This is a genomic window from Limnobacter alexandrii (assembly GCF_005871185.1).
GTDB lineage: Bacteria > Pseudomonadota > Gammaproteobacteria > Burkholderiales > Burkholderiaceae_B > Limnobacter > Limnobacter alexandrii.
This window is the reverse complement of sequence record NZ_SWKN01000006.1, coordinates 853,289-869,503: the sequence shown is the minus strand read 5'-3', so window position 1 is coordinate 869,503 and position 16,215 is coordinate 853,289. Positions and strand designations below refer to the sequence as shown.

General features: G+C 54.5%; 18 protein-coding genes. 8 read left to right on the top strand and 10 right to left on the bottom strand.

All coding sequences use genetic code 11. The features are described from left to right. Nucleotides 1-134 precede the first annotated feature (134 nt). Entirely contained in the window at nucleotides 135-1,655 is a 1,521-nt protein-coding gene (gene ilvA / locus FCS97_RS04320) for a threonine ammonia-lyase, biosynthetic (protein WP_138516934.1), read from the top strand. 1 nt (nucleotide 1,656) lies between these two features. Here ilvA and ttcA read toward each other — a convergent pair whose 3' ends face one another. Genes ttcA through FCS97_RS04305 form a run of 3 tightly spaced genes read right to left on the bottom strand, consistent with a single transcriptional unit; the run spans nucleotide 1,657 to nucleotide 3,698 of the window. After that, on the bottom strand, nucleotides 1,657-2,529 hold the full coding sequence (ttcA, locus tag FCS97_RS04315) for a tRNA 2-thiocytidine(32) synthetase TtcA (protein WP_138516933.1): 873 nt from the start codon (nucleotides 2,527-2,529) through the stop codon (nucleotides 1,657-1,659). Between the two features lie 15 nt (nucleotides 2,530-2,544). Then, a complete protein-coding gene (locus FCS97_RS04310) occupies nucleotides 2,545-2,937 on the bottom strand; it encodes a dihydroneopterin aldolase (RefSeq protein ID WP_138516931.1) in 393 nt (130 codons plus the stop codon). Next, nucleotides 2,934-3,698 carry an SDR family oxidoreductase gene (locus FCS97_RS04305; protein ID WP_138516929.1) on the bottom strand — a complete coding sequence of 255 codons (765 nt, stop codon included), beginning with the start codon at nucleotides 3,696-3,698 and terminating at the stop codon, nucleotides 2,934-2,936. The genes FCS97_RS04310 and FCS97_RS04305 overlap by 4 nt, the downstream gene beginning before the upstream one ends. Nucleotides 3,699-3,819: 121 nt before the next feature. Here FCS97_RS04305 and FCS97_RS04300 point away from each other — a divergent pair, with 121 nt between their 5' ends. Continuing rightward, entirely contained in the window at nucleotides 3,820-4,917 is a 1,098-nt protein-coding gene (locus FCS97_RS04300; protein ID WP_138516927.1) for a class I SAM-dependent methyltransferase, read from the top strand. A gap of 1 nt (nucleotide 4,918) precedes the next feature. On the opposite strand, the gene FCS97_RS04295 is transcribed toward FCS97_RS04300, so the two are convergent. Genes FCS97_RS04295 through FCS97_RS04285 form a run of 3 tightly spaced genes read right to left on the bottom strand, consistent with a single transcriptional unit; the run spans nucleotide 4,919 to nucleotide 7,256 of the window. Next, on the bottom strand, nucleotides 4,919-5,650 hold the full coding sequence (locus FCS97_RS04295) for a hypothetical protein (RefSeq protein ID WP_138516925.1): 732 nt from the start codon (nucleotides 5,648-5,650) through the stop codon (nucleotides 4,919-4,921). Then, on the bottom strand, nucleotides 5,647-6,465 hold the full coding sequence (locus tag FCS97_RS04290; RefSeq protein ID WP_171035163.1) for a type III pantothenate kinase: 819 nt from the start codon (nucleotides 6,463-6,465) through the stop codon (nucleotides 5,647-5,649). Before FCS97_RS04290 ends, FCS97_RS04295 begins: the two co-directional genes overlap by 4 nt. After that, nucleotides 6,462-7,256, bottom strand: coding sequence for a biotin--[acetyl-CoA-carboxylase] ligase (locus FCS97_RS04285; RefSeq protein ID WP_171035162.1), 795 nt, complete (start codon nucleotides 7,254-7,256; stop codon nucleotides 6,462-6,464). The genes FCS97_RS04290 and FCS97_RS04285 overlap by 4 nt, the downstream gene beginning before the upstream one ends. 46 nt (nucleotides 7,257-7,302) lie before the next feature. On the opposite strand from FCS97_RS04285, the gene FCS97_RS04280 reads away from it, so the two are divergent. The 5 genes from FCS97_RS04280 to FCS97_RS04260 are packed head-to-tail and all read left to right on the top strand — an operon-like array spanning nucleotide 7,303 to nucleotide 10,964. After that, nucleotides 7,303-8,448 carry a VanZ family protein gene (locus FCS97_RS04280; RefSeq protein WP_138516919.1) on the top strand — a complete coding sequence of 382 codons (1,146 nt, stop codon included), beginning with the start codon at nucleotides 7,303-7,305 and terminating at the stop codon, nucleotides 8,446-8,448. A gap of 41 nt (nucleotides 8,449-8,489) precedes the next feature. Continuing rightward, complete coding sequence (locus FCS97_RS04275) at nucleotides 8,490-8,801, top strand: (2Fe-2S) ferredoxin domain-containing protein (protein ID WP_138516917.1); 312 nt, start codon at nucleotides 8,490-8,492, stop codon at nucleotides 8,799-8,801. Next, nucleotides 8,798-9,436 (top strand): alpha/beta hydrolase, encoded by a 639-nt coding sequence (locus FCS97_RS04270; protein ID WP_138516915.1) that lies wholly within the window; start codon nucleotides 8,798-8,800, stop codon nucleotides 9,434-9,436. The genes FCS97_RS04275 and FCS97_RS04270 overlap by 4 nt, the downstream gene beginning before the upstream one ends. Nucleotides 9,437-9,482: 46 nt before the next feature. Beyond that, nucleotides 9,483-10,676 (top strand): D-alanyl-D-alanine carboxypeptidase family protein, encoded by a 1,194-nt coding sequence (locus FCS97_RS04265; protein ID WP_138516913.1) that lies wholly within the window; start codon nucleotides 9,483-9,485, stop codon nucleotides 10,674-10,676. Nucleotides 10,677-10,679: 3 nt separating this feature from the next. Further along, nucleotides 10,680-10,964 (top strand): HP0495 family protein, encoded by a 285-nt coding sequence (locus FCS97_RS04260; protein ID WP_138516911.1) that lies wholly within the window; start codon nucleotides 10,680-10,682, stop codon nucleotides 10,962-10,964. Nucleotides 10,965-10,970: 6 nt separating this feature from the next. On the opposite strand, the gene pyrE is transcribed toward FCS97_RS04260, so the two are convergent. Next, on the bottom strand, nucleotides 10,971-11,675 hold the full coding sequence (gene pyrE / locus FCS97_RS04255; protein ID WP_138516909.1) for an orotate phosphoribosyltransferase: 705 nt from the start codon (nucleotides 11,673-11,675) through the stop codon (nucleotides 10,971-10,973). Between the two features lie 24 nt (nucleotides 11,676-11,699). On the opposite strand from pyrE, the gene FCS97_RS04250 reads away from it, so the two are divergent. Next, nucleotides 11,700-12,482 (top strand): exodeoxyribonuclease III, encoded by a 783-nt coding sequence (locus FCS97_RS04250; protein ID WP_138516907.1) that lies wholly within the window; start codon nucleotides 11,700-11,702, stop codon nucleotides 12,480-12,482. 313 nt (nucleotides 12,483-12,795) lie between these two features. Here the strand turns inward: FCS97_RS04250 and gatB are convergent, their stop codons facing one another. The 3 genes from gatB to gatC all read right to left on the bottom strand — a co-directional run bounded on the left by gatB (nucleotide 12,796) and on the right by gatC (nucleotide 16,097). Beyond that, nucleotides 12,796-14,235 (bottom strand): Asp-tRNA(Asn)/Glu-tRNA(Gln) amidotransferase subunit GatB, encoded by a 1,440-nt coding sequence (gatB, locus tag FCS97_RS04245; RefSeq protein WP_138516905.1) that lies wholly within the window; start codon nucleotides 14,233-14,235, stop codon nucleotides 12,796-12,798. Between the two features lie 14 nt (nucleotides 14,236-14,249). After that, entirely contained in the window at nucleotides 14,250-15,734 is a 1,485-nt protein-coding gene (gene gatA, locus FCS97_RS04240; protein WP_138516903.1) for an Asp-tRNA(Asn)/Glu-tRNA(Gln) amidotransferase subunit GatA, read from the bottom strand. 63 nt (nucleotides 15,735-15,797) lie between these two features. Continuing rightward, nucleotides 15,798-16,097 carry an Asp-tRNA(Asn)/Glu-tRNA(Gln) amidotransferase subunit GatC gene (gatC, locus tag FCS97_RS04235; RefSeq protein ID WP_138516901.1) on the bottom strand — a complete coding sequence of 100 codons (300 nt, stop codon included), beginning with the start codon at nucleotides 16,095-16,097 and terminating at the stop codon, nucleotides 15,798-15,800. Between the last annotated feature and the right edge of the window lie 118 nt (nucleotides 16,098-16,215).

Here is a 16,215-nt window from a genome sequence, read left to right as displayed (position 1 = left end):
ATGCCCGAAGGCGACCAGCAGATGCGGCCCAAACGCGCAAGCCGGCTTTTGGGATTGCCCTCATACTGTAAAGTGTAGCCTTCATGGGCAAAAGCTCGAAATTTGCTTAAAAATTTGCAATAAATAGGTGCTTTGTGGGTCTTGACTATCTAAAACGCATACTGACCGCCAAGGTTTACGACGTGGCCGTTGAAACTCCGTTGGAACGTGCCCATTCCTTGTCGGTTCGCACCGCCAATGAGGTGCTGCTCAAGCGTGAGGACATGCAAGAAGTGTTCAGCTTCAAGCTGCGCGGCGCTTACAACAAAATGGCCCACTTAAGCCCGATTCAACTGGAACGGGGTGTGATCGCCGCTTCTGCGGGCAACCACGCGCAAGGCGTTGCGCTTTCTGCTGCAAAAATGCGCTGCCTGGCCACCATTGTCATGCCCACCACGACACCCGCCCTGAAAATTGACGCGGTGAAGCGCTTTGGCGGCGATTGGGTGAATGTGGTTCTGTTTGGCGACAGCTACAGCGATGCCGCCGGACATGCCGCAGAACTGGCACAAGCCAAGGGCTTGACCTTTGTGCACCCCTTTGACGACCCCGATGTGATTGCTGGCCAAGGCACTGTGGGTATGGAAATTTTGCGCCAACACCAAGGCCCGATACACGCCATTTTCATTGCGATTGGCGGGGGTGGCTTGGCGGCGGGCGTGGGCGCTTACGTGAAGCAGTTGCGCCCGGACATCAAGATTATTGGTGTACAAACCGTGGATTCGGATGCCATGGCACAAAGCATGGAACAACACAAACGTGTGACTTTGGCCGAAGTTGGACTGTTTTCAGACGGTACAGCGGTGAAGCTGGTGGGCGAAGAAACCTTCCGCCTGTGCGAGAAGTACGTGGACGGCATTGTGCGGGTGACCACCGATGAAGCCTGTGCGGCCATCAAAGACGTGTTTCAGGACACGCGCAGCATTCTGGAGCCCGCGGGGGCGCTGGCTGTGGCCGGCTTGAAACAGTATGCCGCCGAGATGGACTTGCACAACCAAACCCTGATTGCAATTTCTTGCGGTGCCAACATGAACTTCGATCGCCTGCGATTTGTGGCAGAGCGTGCCGAGGTGGGTGAGCAGCGTGAAGCAATTTTTGCAATCACGGTGCCTGAAGAACGCGGCAGCTTCCGAAAGTTTTGCGACTTGTTGGGACCCACCAATGTGACTGAGTTCAACTACCGCATGTCAGATTCAGCCAAAGCCAATATTTTTGTGGGCATTCAAATTGGCAGTCGCGCACAGGCCGATGAATTGCAACAGCGCTTTATTGCATCGGGCTTTGATGCACTGAACCTGACTGACGATGAAATGGCGAAGCTGCATTTGCGCCACATGGTGGGCGGCCGTTCTAACCTGGCCGATCATGAACTGGTTTACCGCTTCGAATTCCCCGAACGACCCGGCGCGTTGACGAAATTTTTAACCGCACTAAACCCTGGGTGGAATATCAGCCTGTTCCACTACCGCAACCACGGTGCCGACTACGGTCGTATTTTGGTGGGTATTCAGGTGCCGCCAGCTGACCATGCTGAATTCGACAAGTTTGTGAAGCAGCTGGGCTACCCGGCGGTGAACGAAACCGAGAACCCGGCCTACAAACTGTTTTTGAAGTGAGTTAGCACTCGTCATCCGCATCAAACGCTTTGTCACCTGCGCCTTCTTCAAGCGCTGCGCCAGGGCGAATGGTTTCAAACGGAAACAGCTTGCGGTCCATCAGGTGCGAAGGCACCACCGTGGAAAGCGAGGTAAACAGGTTGGCGATCCAGCGCGGGTTGTGTTTTTCCCACTGCTTCAACAACGCTGCCATTTCCTTGCGCTTGAGGTTTTCCTGACTGCCACACAAGTTGCACGGGATAATCGGGAAATTCTTTTCTTCGGCATAACGGGCCAAATCGCGCTCTCGGCAATACGCCAATGGGCGAATCACCGTGTGCTCACCGTTGTCACTGACCAGCTTGGGCGGCATGCCCTTGATTCGACCACCATAAAACAGGTTCAGCAGCAAGGTTTGCAAAATATCGTCTTTGTGATGCCCCAAGGCCACTTTGGTGGCGCCAAGTTCAGAGGCAACACGGTACAAAATACCGCGGCGCAAACGCGAGCACAGCGAGCAGGTGGTTTTCCCTTCGGGAATCACACGTTTCACAATCGAATAAGTGTCTTGTTCTTCGATGTGAAACGGCACATTGATGCTGCGCAAGTAGTTGGGCAACACTTCTTCGGGAAAGCCGGGCTGTTTCTGATCCAGATTCACGGCAACAATGTCGAAATTGATGGGCGCGCGCTGACGCAGCAACAACAATATATCGAGCAAACCATAGCTGTCTTTGCCACCCGAGACACACACCATGACCTTGTCGCCGTCTTCGATCATATTGAAGTCGGCAATGGCCTGGCCCACTTGTTTGGTCAGGCGTTTCTCAAGCTTGTTGAACTCAAAGGCCTCTTTTTGCTCAGCCTTGTTGGGGAAAATCGTGATGGTTTGCATGGTTAAAACAGCGTTCTAGGATTTGAAGCGGAATACCTCAACGCCTGCGGATTCGCAGTCGGGGTAAACCTCGGATTTTTCAGCGCGTACGCGGGCGGCCACCACCTTGGGGTGCTCAAGCACCAGCACCAGGGTTTTGTCGACCAAAGTTTCAAGCAAACCGATGTGACCCGATTGAATGAGGCCATGAATGCCAGGGCGCACGAAATCGTAATCCACCACATCGACCAGCAGGTCGCGCTCGGAAGGAGTTGAGGCGCACTTCACCCAAAAATCGATGTTGATGCGCACAGCCTGCGTACGGCCCAACTCTTGGGGAAATACCCCAATGGCAGCCGACACATCGAAGTCGCGTATGAAAACGCGTCTGCAGTCGGCCAGGCGAGAATCAAAAAACCAGTCTGTCATGGTGTCATCATGCTGAAATCGCGCGCCATGGGCACCAAATGCTGCCCGCCGTCCACAAGAATGGTGGTGCCGGTGATTGCGCGGCTTTGCACCAGGAACAGAACCGTGTTGGCGATGTCCTGGGGCTCGGAAGATTTGTTCAAAGGCGAAATTCGGTGAGTACTCTCGAACTGCGCATCGGTTTGCAAGTGGGAAATCAAGGTAAGGCCGGGTGCCACGCCCACCACGCGCACCTTCGGTGCCAATTCCATCGCCAACATGGTGGTGGCGGTTTCAAGCCCGGCTTTGGTCAGGGTGTAACTTAAAAAATCGGGGTTCAAATTTTTCAGTTTTTGATCGAGCAGGTTTACAACAACTGCCTGTTCATTGTCAGGCACGTGCTGAAACAAACGCTTGGCCAATTGAATGGGGGCTGCGAGGTTGGAGGCCATGTGCCGATGAAAAAGCGCAGACTGAAAGGTTTCGCCAGAATCAAATTCGAACAGCGAGGCATTGTTGACCACACAGCGAATTGGACCCGCTTTTTCGGCGGCATCAAACAGCGCTTCGACTTCGTCAGGCTTTTCAAGATCGGCCTGAACCACCACGCAGTTCACACCAAGTGCTTCAATCTGCGCGGCTGTGTCTCGGGCTTCTGCAAGCGACGAGCGGCAATGCAGCACGATTGACCAACCCGCACGCGCAAGCTCAAGCGAAATGGCTTTGCCCAGCCGCTTGGCCCCCCCGGTGATCAGGGCATATTGTGAATTGGCCTGTGTCATTGATTTGTCATCGGTTAGAATCTGCAAAAGCTGTGGAAAACCACCATCAAGCAAAGAAGGGTTGACTTCAAGGCTTTGATTTTTAAAAGAAGAACCCGCTATTCTAAACCAGACCCGCCCCATGCTGTCGAATTTTAATCAAGCCGCTCGCTTTGACGAGTTCATGCGATTTGCGCTCTATGACCCCCAATATGGCTACTACGCCAGAGGCGAGCAAATTTTTGGCCGTCAGGGTGATTTTATTACTGCGCCGGAATTAAGCCCCCTGTTTGGTCAAACACTGGGCAAGGCCCTGCGCGAAGTGCTACCCCGCTGCAATGGCGTGGTGTATGAATTTGGCGCAGGAACCGGGCAACTGGCCTGCGATATTCTTCAAACCGCAGGGGATTTGATTACCCAGTACAACATTGTGGATGTGTCGGCAGGATTGAAACAGGTGCAACTCGCCAAATTAAAGGCCTTGCATGGCCCGGACGTAGAGCAAAAAGTGCGTTGGCTGGGTGAGTTGCCAGCTGAGTTGCACGGCGTGGTGCTGGGCAATGAAGTGTTGGATGCCACACCGGTGCGTCGATTCAAATGGCAAAGTGATGGACCACTTGAGGCCTGGGTACAACACCTCAATGGTGAACTGCGCTGGGTGTGGAAACAGCCAGACCCGGTGTTTGCCACTGCCATTTCGAATTTGCAGGCAGCGCACGGCCCCTGGCCCGAGGGCTATGAATCCGAGATTGCAGAACAAAGCATTGCGTGGGTAAAAACAATCACGGAGCGATTGAACGGCTTGGCGCTGATGATTGACTATGGCTTTCATGAAGCCATGTACTACCACCCCACACGCAGCAAAGGCACCCTGCGCGCGACAAGCCGGCACACGGCGCATGATGATTTTTTGGTGAAGGTGGGAGAGCAGGATTTGACCGCCCACGTGAATTTCAGTGCGGTATACGACGCACTGACAAGCTGCAACGGCGAACTCGAAGGCTATGCGCACCAAGGCGAGTTTTTATTGGCACACGGCATTCTTGAATTGGCCCAAAAACAGCCTGAATTCACGCACCCAACGCGTGGTGCCTTGATGCGTCAAAATTTGAACACCCTGCTGAATGAGGCCGACATGGGCGAGGCATTCAAAGTGATGTGCTGGAGCAAAGGCGTGAATGCGGAAGGAACACGGTTGGCCGAAGTGTTTCTGGACAAGGACCGAAGCGGAGACCTTTGACTCAGGATGTTGCTTGCGACTCGCAAGGCCTGAGTTCGCCCTTTCTGTTTAACTCAAACACCGAGCGGACCGATTCAATTTGCGGCGCATTTCCCCGAAGTTCAAAAAACACGCGCACCGGCCCCAGCCGCTCCCGAATTTGAACCCCCGCGACGCCACGCCGAGCCAGGTCGGCCTTCTGTAGATTGGCTCGTTCAAGGTCGCGAAACAGCCCCAATGAAATCGTGCCCTGCAAAGGCCCGGGGGTGGTGATGTAGAACATGTCGGTAATACCCTTGCCGGAGAGTTGATCGATACCCACGCCGCTGTTCACGATGTCTTGCGGCAGGTAAACCACATAGCCCACTGGCACCTGGCGCTCAAGCCGATCCGTTTCGCCGCCCCAATTCAGCAGGGCTTCCTGAACGCGGGCAGACTCGCTTTGCAACAAAGGCCCCCACAACAGGCACGCCTGATTGTTTTTCGGATTCTCGAAAACCTGTTTGCTGGCGTTTTCTATGGCGCTGTCGAGCTGGGCCTGCCCCTGTTTCAAATCAATTTTTGGCGCGATGGGTGTGGGCGCGCGTACAACATCCACAGCCTGATCCCAAGGGCGCTCTACAGCAACCCATTCGGCACGCAAGCCCGGGGAGTCCATCACTTTTTGTGAGTTGTTGTTTGTAAAAACACCGAAGGCCAGCAAGGCCAGATTGCCCAAGAGCAACAACACCAGCAGAACACGCCAACCATTCATGCTGCGGCACCTTTACCTGCCAACCGGTAATCAAGCAGCAAACCTTTGAACACTGCATGTTCAAGCAGCGAGGCCTGTGGCCAATGAACTTGCATGGCGGGCGCAAAACCGCCGGTCAGCCAAACTGCTGCGGGCTCGCCATACTCACTGGTCAGTTGGGTGGCCACGGAATCAACCATGGCTTTTTGCATGCGGCCAACGCCCCAAGCAATTGCCTGCTGGGTACTGGTTGGCCAAGTGGTTGCGCCAAGCCCTTCCACTTGAACTTTGGGCAGTTCAGCAGTGTTAGCGTGCAGGCTGTGCAACATGGTTTCAACACCCGGCACAATAAACCCGCCCAAATGCTGCCACTGACTGTTTTTAACCATCACATCCAGTGTGGTGGCTGTGCCAAAGCTGACCAGCAAATTGACCTTGGCCTTGCTCACCTCACTCAGCGCGAGGCATGCTGCCCAACGGTCTTTGCCCAAAGTGGCCGGGTTTTCGTAGGCCGATTGAACTTCGGCATGCCTGTTCACGGTCAAAACATGCAGGGGCACGCCAGCAGCCGCGCACACTGCGCGCACTGACTGCTCAAAATCAGTACCCAGCACATTGCTTAACAGCACCGCCTGCACGGCATGCAGTGGTGGCAAACATGGTGCCAGTTGTAATTGCAAGGCACTGAATGATTCGGAGAAAGGTTTGAATTCAGCAGTGGCATGACTGAAAAAAGCCGATGGCTGGACAAACGGCGCATTGACGTCCGCATGCAAACACCACTTCACCAAGGTGTTTCCTGCATCAATGCACAACACGCTGCCTGCCTTGCTCACGGCTTTACCCTCAATGACAGATCACCCGCATGCACTGCTCGCAATCCCTGGTCCGTATTCACCAGATACGCACCCTGCCGGTCAATACCCATGGCCTCGCCTGTGAAACACACCATGCCCTGATCCTCGACTTGCACCTGGCAGCGCAGCCAGGCGTCACGTTGACCAAATTCAGAGAATATCGCGTCGATACCCTGCACGCGCGCGGCATCAATCCACTTCAAGATCGACGACACCACCAGCTCGGCAAGGTGAAGCGACGATGGCAGACCCGATGCTGCAAAGTAGTTTGACAAACTGGTCGCCCCCCGTCCAGACAGTGCGTCGGGAACATTCACGGGATGAATATTCAAACCCAGGCCAATCACGGTGATGGCCCCCTGTTCGGCGTGAAAGGATTCGCACAACACACCGCCCAGTTTTTGTTGATCTGCCAGCAAATCATTGGGCCACTTCAGCCGCACAGGCACATTCCATTGTTCAAGCACCTGCGCCACTGCCACACCCACGCAAAGTGGCAGGAAAGGCATTTGCTGCCCGGCCATGGGCAAGCCCAAAGACAGGCACAAACTTGCACCGGGCTGCGCATTCCAAACGCGCCCGCTGCGCCCTCGGCCCGCGGTTTGCTGGTGCGCCATGACTGCAGTAACACCCGATACCCGCCCCTGCTGGTATGCACGGGCCAGGTAATCATTTGTTGAGTCGACTGAATCGAGTTCGATCCAGTGCACATCGGCTTGGGTTAACATCGAATGAGGGTCACTTCGGGCTGGTTGCGAATTTTTGCTCATCTTAACCTCCGAACGGGACACAAAACCAAGGAACAGCTCAAACCCCATGCCACCAATCCATTCCAGCCTGCTGAAACGAACCCCTTACACCGGGATTCTGATGTTTGCGAGCCTGTATGCGTGCGTCGTGATCCACCTGAGCCTTTTTCCTTACAGCGATTGGCGCCACATTGGAATTGGGCCCTTTGAGTTTTTGTTCGGCCCCTGGATTCCCGTGCACCAAAAAGTGTTGTGGGCCGATGTGTTTATCAACATCGGCGGCTACATTCCGCTGGGCTTCCTGATGCTGCTGGGCCTGAACAGGCAGCCGCGCACCTTCGACAAAATACTCGTGGTGTTGGTGTGTGCGCTTATTTCACTGGCGCTGGAATCGATGCAAACGTTTTTGCCCAGCCGGGTGCCCTCAAAAATGGACTTGGTCACCAACACGATTGGGGGCGCTTTGGGTGTGTTGATGGGCATTTACATGACTGCTCAGCATCGGATTGCGCCGCTGTTGAACCGCAGGATTGAGCACTGGTTAATTCAACGTGCGTGGATTGGCATGGGTTTGCTCAGCCTGTGGTTTCTCAGTATTTTGCCGCCCCAAAACCCCACCTTCAGCACTGGGCTGTGGCTGGGAAACCTGCTGGAAATTCCCGACCCACTGCAGCAAAGCACACCGTTTGGCATACCCCTGGAACTGTTACTGAAAATTGAAACCATTGCGCCCACATTCATCAACTATTGTTTTTTGATGTGCGCCTGGATGATTGGATTGGCGCAAACCCAAGCTGGTTCGCCGCGAACGCGCCTGCTGATTGTGCTGATTGCATTGACCCTGCTGATTCGGCTGCTGGACTACCTGGTGCTTGCGCCGGTGTCGGCCTGGACTTACCTGGGTCAACGGTGGTTTGAGGCCAACAGCCTGGGCTTGCTGATTGCCTTTGTTGTTGCGCTGACCATTTCAATGATGCAAGTGTTGCCCCACCACATGGCACGCATCGGCCTGTTGCATTTGCTGGGCGGGTGGCTAATCACCTTGCTGTTGCCTGGCGTGCATGACCCCGACCTGGGTAACCCGGGCAGCGGCATTCTGGCCATTTTCCGAAGCTTGCAGGAGGCCGGGCGCTGGGTGAGTGAATTGTGGCCAATTCTGGCACTGACTGTTTTGACCTTTTTGAGCCTGCCCGAACGGCGTTTTAGGCGATAATAGAACCCATACCCTGAGCCTTCACGCGGATTCACCCAGCCATGAGCTACTTCGAGAAACATGTTTTCTTCTGCACCAACCAGCGCCCCAACAATGAAAGTTGCTGCGCAGATTGCCATGCGTCTGCTGCACACGCGCATGCAAAAGAACGCATCAAGAAACTGGGCCTGAACGGGCAAGGCAAAGTCCGGATGAACAAGGCAGGCTGCCTTGATCGCTGCGATGAAGGTCCGGTGATGGTGGTATACCCGGAAGGTGTTTGGTACACCTATGTGGACATTTCAGACGTGGATGAAATCATTGATTCTCATTTGGTGGGCGGCGAGATTGTCGAACGCCTTCGCTTGCCATGAATCCAAAAACCCGACATGAGTTGTGGAACGGGCAAGCTGGCCCAATCGAGGTGTCAATTGACGAACCTGCAACACCATTGCGCGGGCTGGCAGTGATTGCACACCCACATCCTTTGTTTGGCGGCACCAAAGACAACAAAGTAGTACAGACACTGGCCCGTGCATTTCTTCAAATGGGCTATGTAACGCTTCGGTTTAATTTTCGAGGTGTAGGGCAAAGCGCTGGTGCGCACGACAACGGCCGGGGCGAGGCTGACGACTTGGTTCAACTGACCGAACTGGCCCGAACCACCCTGCTGCCTGCTGAACTACAAAACGAACCCATTGCAATGGCCGGCTTTTCCTTTGGCGCTTTTGTAAGCAGCCACGGCGCGCAACGCCTGCGCGAGGCCGGAACTAATATTGGCAAACTGGTGCTGGTTGGCACCGCCACCAGCCGCTTCAAAGTGGCCGCTGTGCCCGACAACACACTGGTGATTCATGGTGAAGTCGATGACACAGTGCCACTTGCAGATGTTTTAAGCTGGGCAGGTGAACAAAACCTGCCAGTGATGGTCATGCCGGGAGTGGAACATTTTTTTCACGGCAAACTGCCTCAACTCAAAGAGCTGGTTGTGCGTTATTACCCAAGCTAAACGCCATCCGCTTTTCCTACCTATTACTCGTACAGGAGCTTTTTACTTGTTTAATTCAGGAATTTCCCGATTCAAACGCCATGTGGGTCAACTCTCGTTGGTTCTGGGTCTTGGTATCGGACTCGCCACGCAAGCCGCTGCCCAATCCAGCGTGATGCCACCCCCACCCGAAATTGGTGCGAAAGGCTACATGTTGCTGGACCTGACCACGGGCCAAACCCTGGCCGAATTCAACAGCCGCGAACGCCTTGACCCGGCCTCACTGACCAAGCTGATGACCGCTTACATGGCTTTTGCTGCACTTGAAAGCAAGCAGATTCGCATGGATCAGCAAGTGCCCGTATCACCCTATGCCTGGAAGGCTGAGGGTTCGCGCATGTTTATCGAACCCAACAAGCCCGTGACCGTTGAGGAACTGCTTTACGGCGTGATTGTGCAATCGGGCAACGACGCAAGCCGTGCAATTGCCGAACTGTTGGCAGGCGACGAAAACAACTTTGCAACGTTGATGAACCAGCAAGCCAAGCGACTGGGCCTGACGGACACAAACTTCAAAAACTCCACTGGTCTGCCCGATCCGCAGCATTACACCACTGCACGCGATTTGGGTATTTTGGCCAAGCGCATCATCAGCGACTTTCCTGAGTACTACAAAAAAATGTATTCCACCAAGGAATACACCTACAACGGCATTCGCCAACCCAACCGCAACCGATTGCTGTGGATTGATTCGTCTGTGGACGGCATGAAAACCGGTCACACTGAATCGGCTGGTTATTGCCTGGTCAGCTCGGCCAACCGCACACTGCCCAATGGTGTCGATCGCCGCTTGCTGTCGGTGGTGCTGGGCACCACGTCCGACCAGGCCCGCACCCAGGAAAGCCTGAAGCTGATGAACTACGGTTATCAAATGTTTGAAACCGTGAAGCTGTATTCAGCCAAGCAAGCCATCAGCACCAGTGAGGTCTACAAAGGCCAAGCCAAAGAAGTGAAGCTGGGCGTGAACAAAGACCTGCTGATCAATGTACCGCGCGGCATGGCCAAGCAACTGAAAGCCACGGTCGAGAAAAAGGGCACGCTGATTGCACCCATTCCCGCCGGCACCGAGCTGGGCACCCTGAAGCTGACACTGAACGGCGAAACAATTGGTACTGTGCCGCTGCTGGCTTTGTCCACGGTTGAAGAGGCTGGCCTGTTTGGCCGCATGGTCGACTCAGCCAAATTGTGGTTTGAAGAGTAAACGATGAGCACACCAACACCGAGCGAAGACAAGAAAAGCCTGATCGAGTTTCCGACACACTTTCCCATCAAGGTGATGGGAAAGAATGTGCCGGAATTTTCTCAGGTGATTTGCGACTTATTGCTCAGCATGAGCCCTGAATTCGACGTGGCGGGTGTTGACATGCGCCCCAGCAGCAAAGGCAATTACCTGAGCCTGACCTGCAAGGTGTATGTGAACAACCAAGACGAGCTGGACAATATTTACAGGGCGCTGTCGGGGCACGAACTGGTGTCTGTTGTTTTGTAACTGGAGTTACACACCGTAACGGCTGCGGTACTCCTTCACCTTCTCGTACCAGCCTGCCAGGCGAACATTGGCCGCTTGGCGGGTGAGCAGGTAGCGCAACAAATCTTGCAGGTTGGCAATGGCCAACACGGGGATTCCATACAGCTGCTCCACTTCCTGAACGGCTGAATGCTGGGTGTCTTGGCCGTCTCGCATGCCTTTTTCCATGCGGTCCAGGGCGATCAAAACAGCTGCGGGCTCAGCCCCGTTGGCGCGAATGATGTCAACAGACTCCCGCACCGATGTGCCGGCAGAAATGACGTCGTCAACAATGACAACCCGTCCTTCCAATGGCGCACCCACCAGTGAACCACCCTCTCCGTGGTCTTTGGCTTCCTTTCGGTTGAAAGCATAAGGCACGTCACGGCCGCGGCGAGCCATTTCCATGGTGGCACCAGCCACCAAGGGAATGCCCTTGTAGGCCGGGCCAAACAACATGTCGAACTCAATTCCCCGCTCGGCGGTTTGCTCAAGCAAGGTTTGTGCGTAAAATTCACTGAGCTTTTGCAAGGACGAACCTGTGTTGAACAGACCCGCATTGAAAAAATACGGCGACATTCGACCAGCCTTGGTTTTGAATTCGCCAAAGCGCAACACCTGCTTTTCGACAGCAAACTGCAAAAACTGGTCGGAAAGAACCTGCAAATTTTGATTTGAATCGACCACGATCAATCCCTAAAAAACTGACTTCACACAATGACCCGCATTATCTCAGCAAATCTGAATGGAATTCGTTCTGCCCACACAAAAGGGTTTTTCGACTGGATGAACCAAAGCCAGGCCGATGTGGTGTGCGTGCAAGAGATCAAGGCTCACCTGGCCGACCTGGGACCTGAACACCTGCAACCCGGGGAATACCGCGGCTACTTTCAGGCTGCAGAGAAAAAAGGCTACAGTGGTGTGGGGCTATATTGCAAAGTAGAGCCACTTAAGGTGATTTACGGCCTGAATAACGCCGAATTCGATGCAGAAGGACGCATGGTGACTGCTGAATTCGAGAACATGATTGTGTCGTCGATCTACTTTCCGTCCGGCAGCAGCTCGGAAGAACGTCAAGAAGCCAAATTCCGGTTTTTGGATCATTTTGCACAAATTTTTGACGATTTTGAAAGCAGAAAGAAGCCTGTTGTGCTGTGTGGCGACTGGAACATTGCCCACAAGGAAATTGACCTGAAGAACTGGAAGGGCAACTTGAAAAACAGTGGCTTCACCCCCGAGGAACGCGCCTGGATTGGCAATGTAATTGAACAACGCGGTTGGGTCGATGCTTACCGCGTGCTGTACCCAGAAGAAACCGAAGGTTGCTACACCTGGTGGAGCAACCGGGGACAGGCCTACGCCAAGAATGTGGGGTGGCGGATTGATTACCAGATGGTGAGCCCGGCTTTGCGTGACTTGATACGTGAAGTGAGTGTTTACAAAGGCCAAAAGTTTTCAGACCATGCGCCGTTGATTGCGGATTACGATCACCCGCTGTGAGCTTGGTAACCTGATCTGGATGACTCTGTCGAGTTGGGCTCTCGCATGGTCAAAGCCAGGTTTATTGGCCCAATCGGCTTGGGTTTCAATCTCTCGCCTGAAAACCTGTACTTCCCTTTTTGAGATTCACCCTGACTCACCTCGCTCGGCAAAAAAGCGGGCCGAGTCTCGGTGCCGGCCCATGGCCGACCGTGGTGGGTGAATTCAAACGGGCAGGTTTTCTTGAAGGCGAGGCGATCGAAACACCGCCGCCGACTGGGCTTTGAACCCAGCCGAGACCAGCGTGGTGAAAAATCGCAAGCGCCGGCTCAGATCAAGCACTCAACTTGGCTTTCAAAATCTCATTCACCTGCGCCGGGTTGGCTTTTCCACGCGCAGCGCGCATGATCTGCCCCACCAAAAAGTTGAACGAGGCTTCTTTGCCTGCCTTGTACTCGGCCACAGGGCCAGGATGCGCAGCCAACACGTCGTCGATCATTTTTTCAACTGCGCCCGAGTCGGAAATTTGCTCCAAACCCTCGCCCTTGATACAGGCATCCACGTCGCTGTATTTGCCTTCCCAAAGCGCCCCAAACACCACTTTCGCGGTTTTGTTGTTCAAAGTGCCGTCCACCACGCGCTTCACCAAAGCTGCCATCAAGGCCGGTGAAATAGGCGACTCAGCCGGGGTTTTGTCATCTCGGTTCAGGCTGGCAGAAAACTCGCCCAGCAACCAGTTGGCCAAAGGCTTGGCTTTGTCGTTTCCCGCAGCAGCCAAGGCCGCCTCGAAGAAGTCGGTCATGGCGCGGCTAGCAGTGACAGTCACCGCGTCGTATTCGCTCAAACCCAAGTCGGCGGTGTAACGCGCCTGCTTTTGACCCGGCAATTCAGGCATTTCAGCGCGAACCTGCTCAACCCACTCTGGGGAGATAACCAGCGGCGGCAAATCAGGATCGGGGAAGTAACGGTAATCTTCAGAGTCTTCCTTGCTGCGCATGGAGCGGGTTTCATTGCGATCGGGGTCGTAAAGCCGCGTTTCTTGCTTGATCACACCGCCGTCTTCAATAATCTCGATCTGGCGCTGCGCCTCGAACAAAATAGCAGCCTGCAAGAACTTGAAGCTGTTCAGGTTTTTGATTTCGCAGCGCGTGCCCAGCTTGCTTTCACCTTTCGGGCGCACCGACACGTTGGCGTCGCAGCGAAAGCTGCCTTCCTGCATATTGCCGTCGCAAATGCCCAGCCAAGTGACCAGTGTGTGCAGGGTTTTGGCGTAAGCCACGGCTTCTTCAGCGGAACGCATGTCAGGTTCGGTCACAATTTCAAGCAAAGGCGTACCCGCGCGGTTCAAGTCGATGCCCGATTGCCCCGCGAAGTCTTCGTGAAGGCTTTTACCAGCGTCTTCTTCCAAATGCGCGCGCACCAGGCGCACGGTTTTCATTTGATCGCCCAGCAAAAAGCTGACCGTACCGCCCTGCACCACCGGAATTTCAAACTGACTGATTTGATAGCCCTTGGGCAAATCAGGGTAAAAATAGTTTTTGCGTGCGAACACGGAGTGCTCAGCCACTTTGGCACCCACGGCCAAGCCAAATTGAATGGCACGTTGTACCGCAGCCTTGTTCATGACCGGCAGCACGCCGGGCAGTGCCAAATCCACGGCACAGGCTTGCGCATTGGGCTCTGCGCCAAAGGCGGTGCTGGCGCCCGAGAAAATTTTCGATTCGGTGGTTAGCTGGGTGTGGGTTTCAAGACCCACCACAATTTCCCATTGCATGGTGCGATCCCTTTTTAAGACGGTGTGCGGAGGTGCCAATCGGTAGCAAGCTGATAATGGTCAGCCAATGCCAGCAATTCACCTTCCTTGAAATAGTTGCCAATCAATTGCATGCCCACGGGGCGGTTTTTGTCGCCGAAGCCCACTGGCACGCTCATGCCGGGCAAGCCCGCCAGGCTGGTACTCAGCGTGTAAATATCGGCCAGATACATTTGAACCGGGTCAGCCGACTTCTCGCCCAAATTCCAGGCCACTGTGGGGCTGACTGGGCCGGCAATGAAATCGCACTGCTGAAAGGCAGCCTGGAAATCTTGTGCGATCAAGCGGCGAATTTTTTGAGCCTGCAAATAATACGCGTCGTAATAGCCATGTGACAGCACATAAGCACCCACCATGATGCGGCGCTGTACTTCAAGACCAAAACCTTCGCTGCGCGAATTCTCGTACATGGACTTCAAGTCGCTGTAATCGGCTGCGCGGTGGCCGTAACGCACACCATCAAACCGCGACAGGTTGGAACTGGCTTCCGCTGGCGCGATCACGTAGTAGGCCGGAATCGACAATTCGGTGCGTGGCAGGCTGATGTTCACCAGCACGGCACCCATGGATTCAAGCTGCTTCAGTGCAGCATCGATTGGGGCGCGCACATCGGCGGCCAAACCTTCGCCGAAGAATTCTTTCGGCAGGCCAATTCGAACGCCAGCCACAGGTTTTGCGGCGTCGCCGTTTCTCAAAGGTTTACCAAAGCCAGCGGTGAAATCTTCATTCGCTGCGGGCCGCTGCACACTGGTGCTGTCTTTTGCATCAAAACCCACCATGGCGTTGAGCACCAAGGCGCAATCGCGGGCGCTGTGGGCCATGGGGCCAGCCTGGTCCAGGCTGCTGGCGTAGGCGATCATGCCGTAACGACTGCAACTGCCATAAGTGGGCTTGATGCCGGTGATGCCGCACAAGGAGGCTGGCTGGCGAATGGAACCACCCGTGTCAGTGCCTGTGGTGAATGGCACAACGCCAGCAGCCACAGCCACAGCCGAACCACCCGAAGAACCGCCGGGCACGGCCAGCGTGTCCCAAGGGTTCAAACAGGGGCCATAGGCGCTTTTTTCATTCGATGAGCCCATGGCGAACTCATCGCAATTCAGCTTACCGATACTCACTGTGCCTGCCGCGTTCAAGCGCGACACCACTTCAGCATCAAAAGGGCTTTGATAGCCCGCCAACATTTTGGAACCTGCCGTGCTGGTCCAGCCTTTGGTCACAAAAATGTCTTTGTGTGCGGTTGGAATGCCCAACAAGGCGCCGGTTTCACCCGCAGCCAACCGTGCATCAGCAGCCTTGGCTTGTTGCAAAGTGAGGTCATCGCGAATGTCCACGAATGCGTTCAACCTGGATTGCTGGCCTGCTTCGCGCAGGGCTTCCTGAGCCAGTTCAGTAGCACTGGCTTTTTTCTCATCCAGCAAGGCGCGCAGTGCGGAAATACTTTGAAGTTTGGAAGACATGCTTAAAACCACATTCCAATGTCAGATTTGCAAAATTAGGGGGTACAACTATTCAATGAACAATTACTCGATTACTTTGGGCACCAGGAACAAGCCTTTCTCGGCGGCTGGCGCATTGGCCATATTGGCATTGCGGTTGTCGGCCTCGGTTACAGCGTCTTCGCGCAAGCGCAGCGCGATGGGCTGAATCAGCGAGATGGGATGCGCCAATGGCTCAACGCCTTCGGTGTTTTCACTGCTCAAGCGATCGGCCAATTGCATGATGTTGTTCAATTGTTGCTCAAGGGCCTGGGCTTGCTCGGGCGCCACTTTCAAGCGCGACAAGGCCGCAATTTTTGCAATTTGTCCGGAATCCAGGGACATAAATTTTCTCCGCCGACCAGCAGGCCTGAGCATCGCTTCTAAATGATGCAAAAGCCGCTTGGTGAAAGTCTGTGTTGATCAAAGTCTTCTTATTTTATAGGTTATCATCGGTAGTTAC

What these genes read in the sequence shown, in the direction of transcription:
- ttcA (WP_138516933.1), bottom strand. Translation starts at nt 2,529, where the DNA reads ATGCAAACCATCACGATTTTCCCCAACAAGGCTGAGCAAAAAGAGGCC.
- FCS97_RS04310 (WP_138516931.1), bottom strand. Translation starts at nt 2,937, where the DNA reads ATGACAGACTGGTTTTTTGATTCTCGCCTGGCCGACTGCAGACGCGTT.
- FCS97_RS04305 (WP_138516929.1), bottom strand. Translation starts at nt 3,698, where the DNA reads ATGACACAGGCCAATTCACAATATGCCCTGATCACCGGGGGGGCCAAG.
- FCS97_RS04300 (WP_138516927.1), top strand. Translation starts at nt 3,820, where the DNA reads ATGCTGTCGAATTTTAATCAAGCCGCTCGCTTTGACGAGTTCATGCGA.
- FCS97_RS04295 (WP_138516925.1), bottom strand. Translation starts at nt 5,650, where the DNA reads ATGAATGGTTGGCGTGTTCTGCTGGTGTTGTTGCTCTTGGGCAATCTG.
- FCS97_RS04285 (WP_171035162.1), bottom strand. Translation starts at nt 7,256, where the DNA reads ATGAGCAAAAATTCGCAACCAGCCCGAAGTGACCCTCATTCGATGTTA.
- FCS97_RS04280 (WP_138516919.1), top strand. Translation starts at nt 7,303, where the DNA reads ATGCCACCAATCCATTCCAGCCTGCTGAAACGAACCCCTTACACCGGG.
- FCS97_RS04275 (WP_138516917.1), top strand. Translation starts at nt 8,490, where the DNA reads ATGAGCTACTTCGAGAAACATGTTTTCTTCTGCACCAACCAGCGCCCC.
- FCS97_RS04270 (WP_138516915.1), top strand. Translation starts at nt 8,798, where the DNA reads ATGAATCCAAAAACCCGACATGAGTTGTGGAACGGGCAAGCTGGCCCA.
- FCS97_RS04260 (WP_138516911.1), top strand. Translation starts at nt 10,680, where the DNA reads ATGAGCACACCAACACCGAGCGAAGACAAGAAAAGCCTGATCGAGTTT.
- FCS97_RS04250 (WP_138516907.1), top strand. Translation starts at nt 11,700, where the DNA reads ATGACCCGCATTATCTCAGCAAATCTGAATGGAATTCGTTCTGCCCAC.
- gatB (WP_138516905.1), bottom strand. Translation starts at nt 14,235, where the DNA reads ATGCAATGGGAAATTGTGGTGGGTCTTGAAACCCACACCCAGCTAACC.
- gatA (WP_138516903.1), bottom strand. Translation starts at nt 15,734, where the DNA reads ATGTCTTCCAAACTTCAAAGTATTTCCGCACTGCGCGCCTTGCTGGAT.
- gatC (WP_138516901.1), bottom strand. Translation starts at nt 16,097, where the DNA reads ATGTCCCTGGATTCCGGACAAATTGCAAAAATTGCGGCCTTGTCGCGC.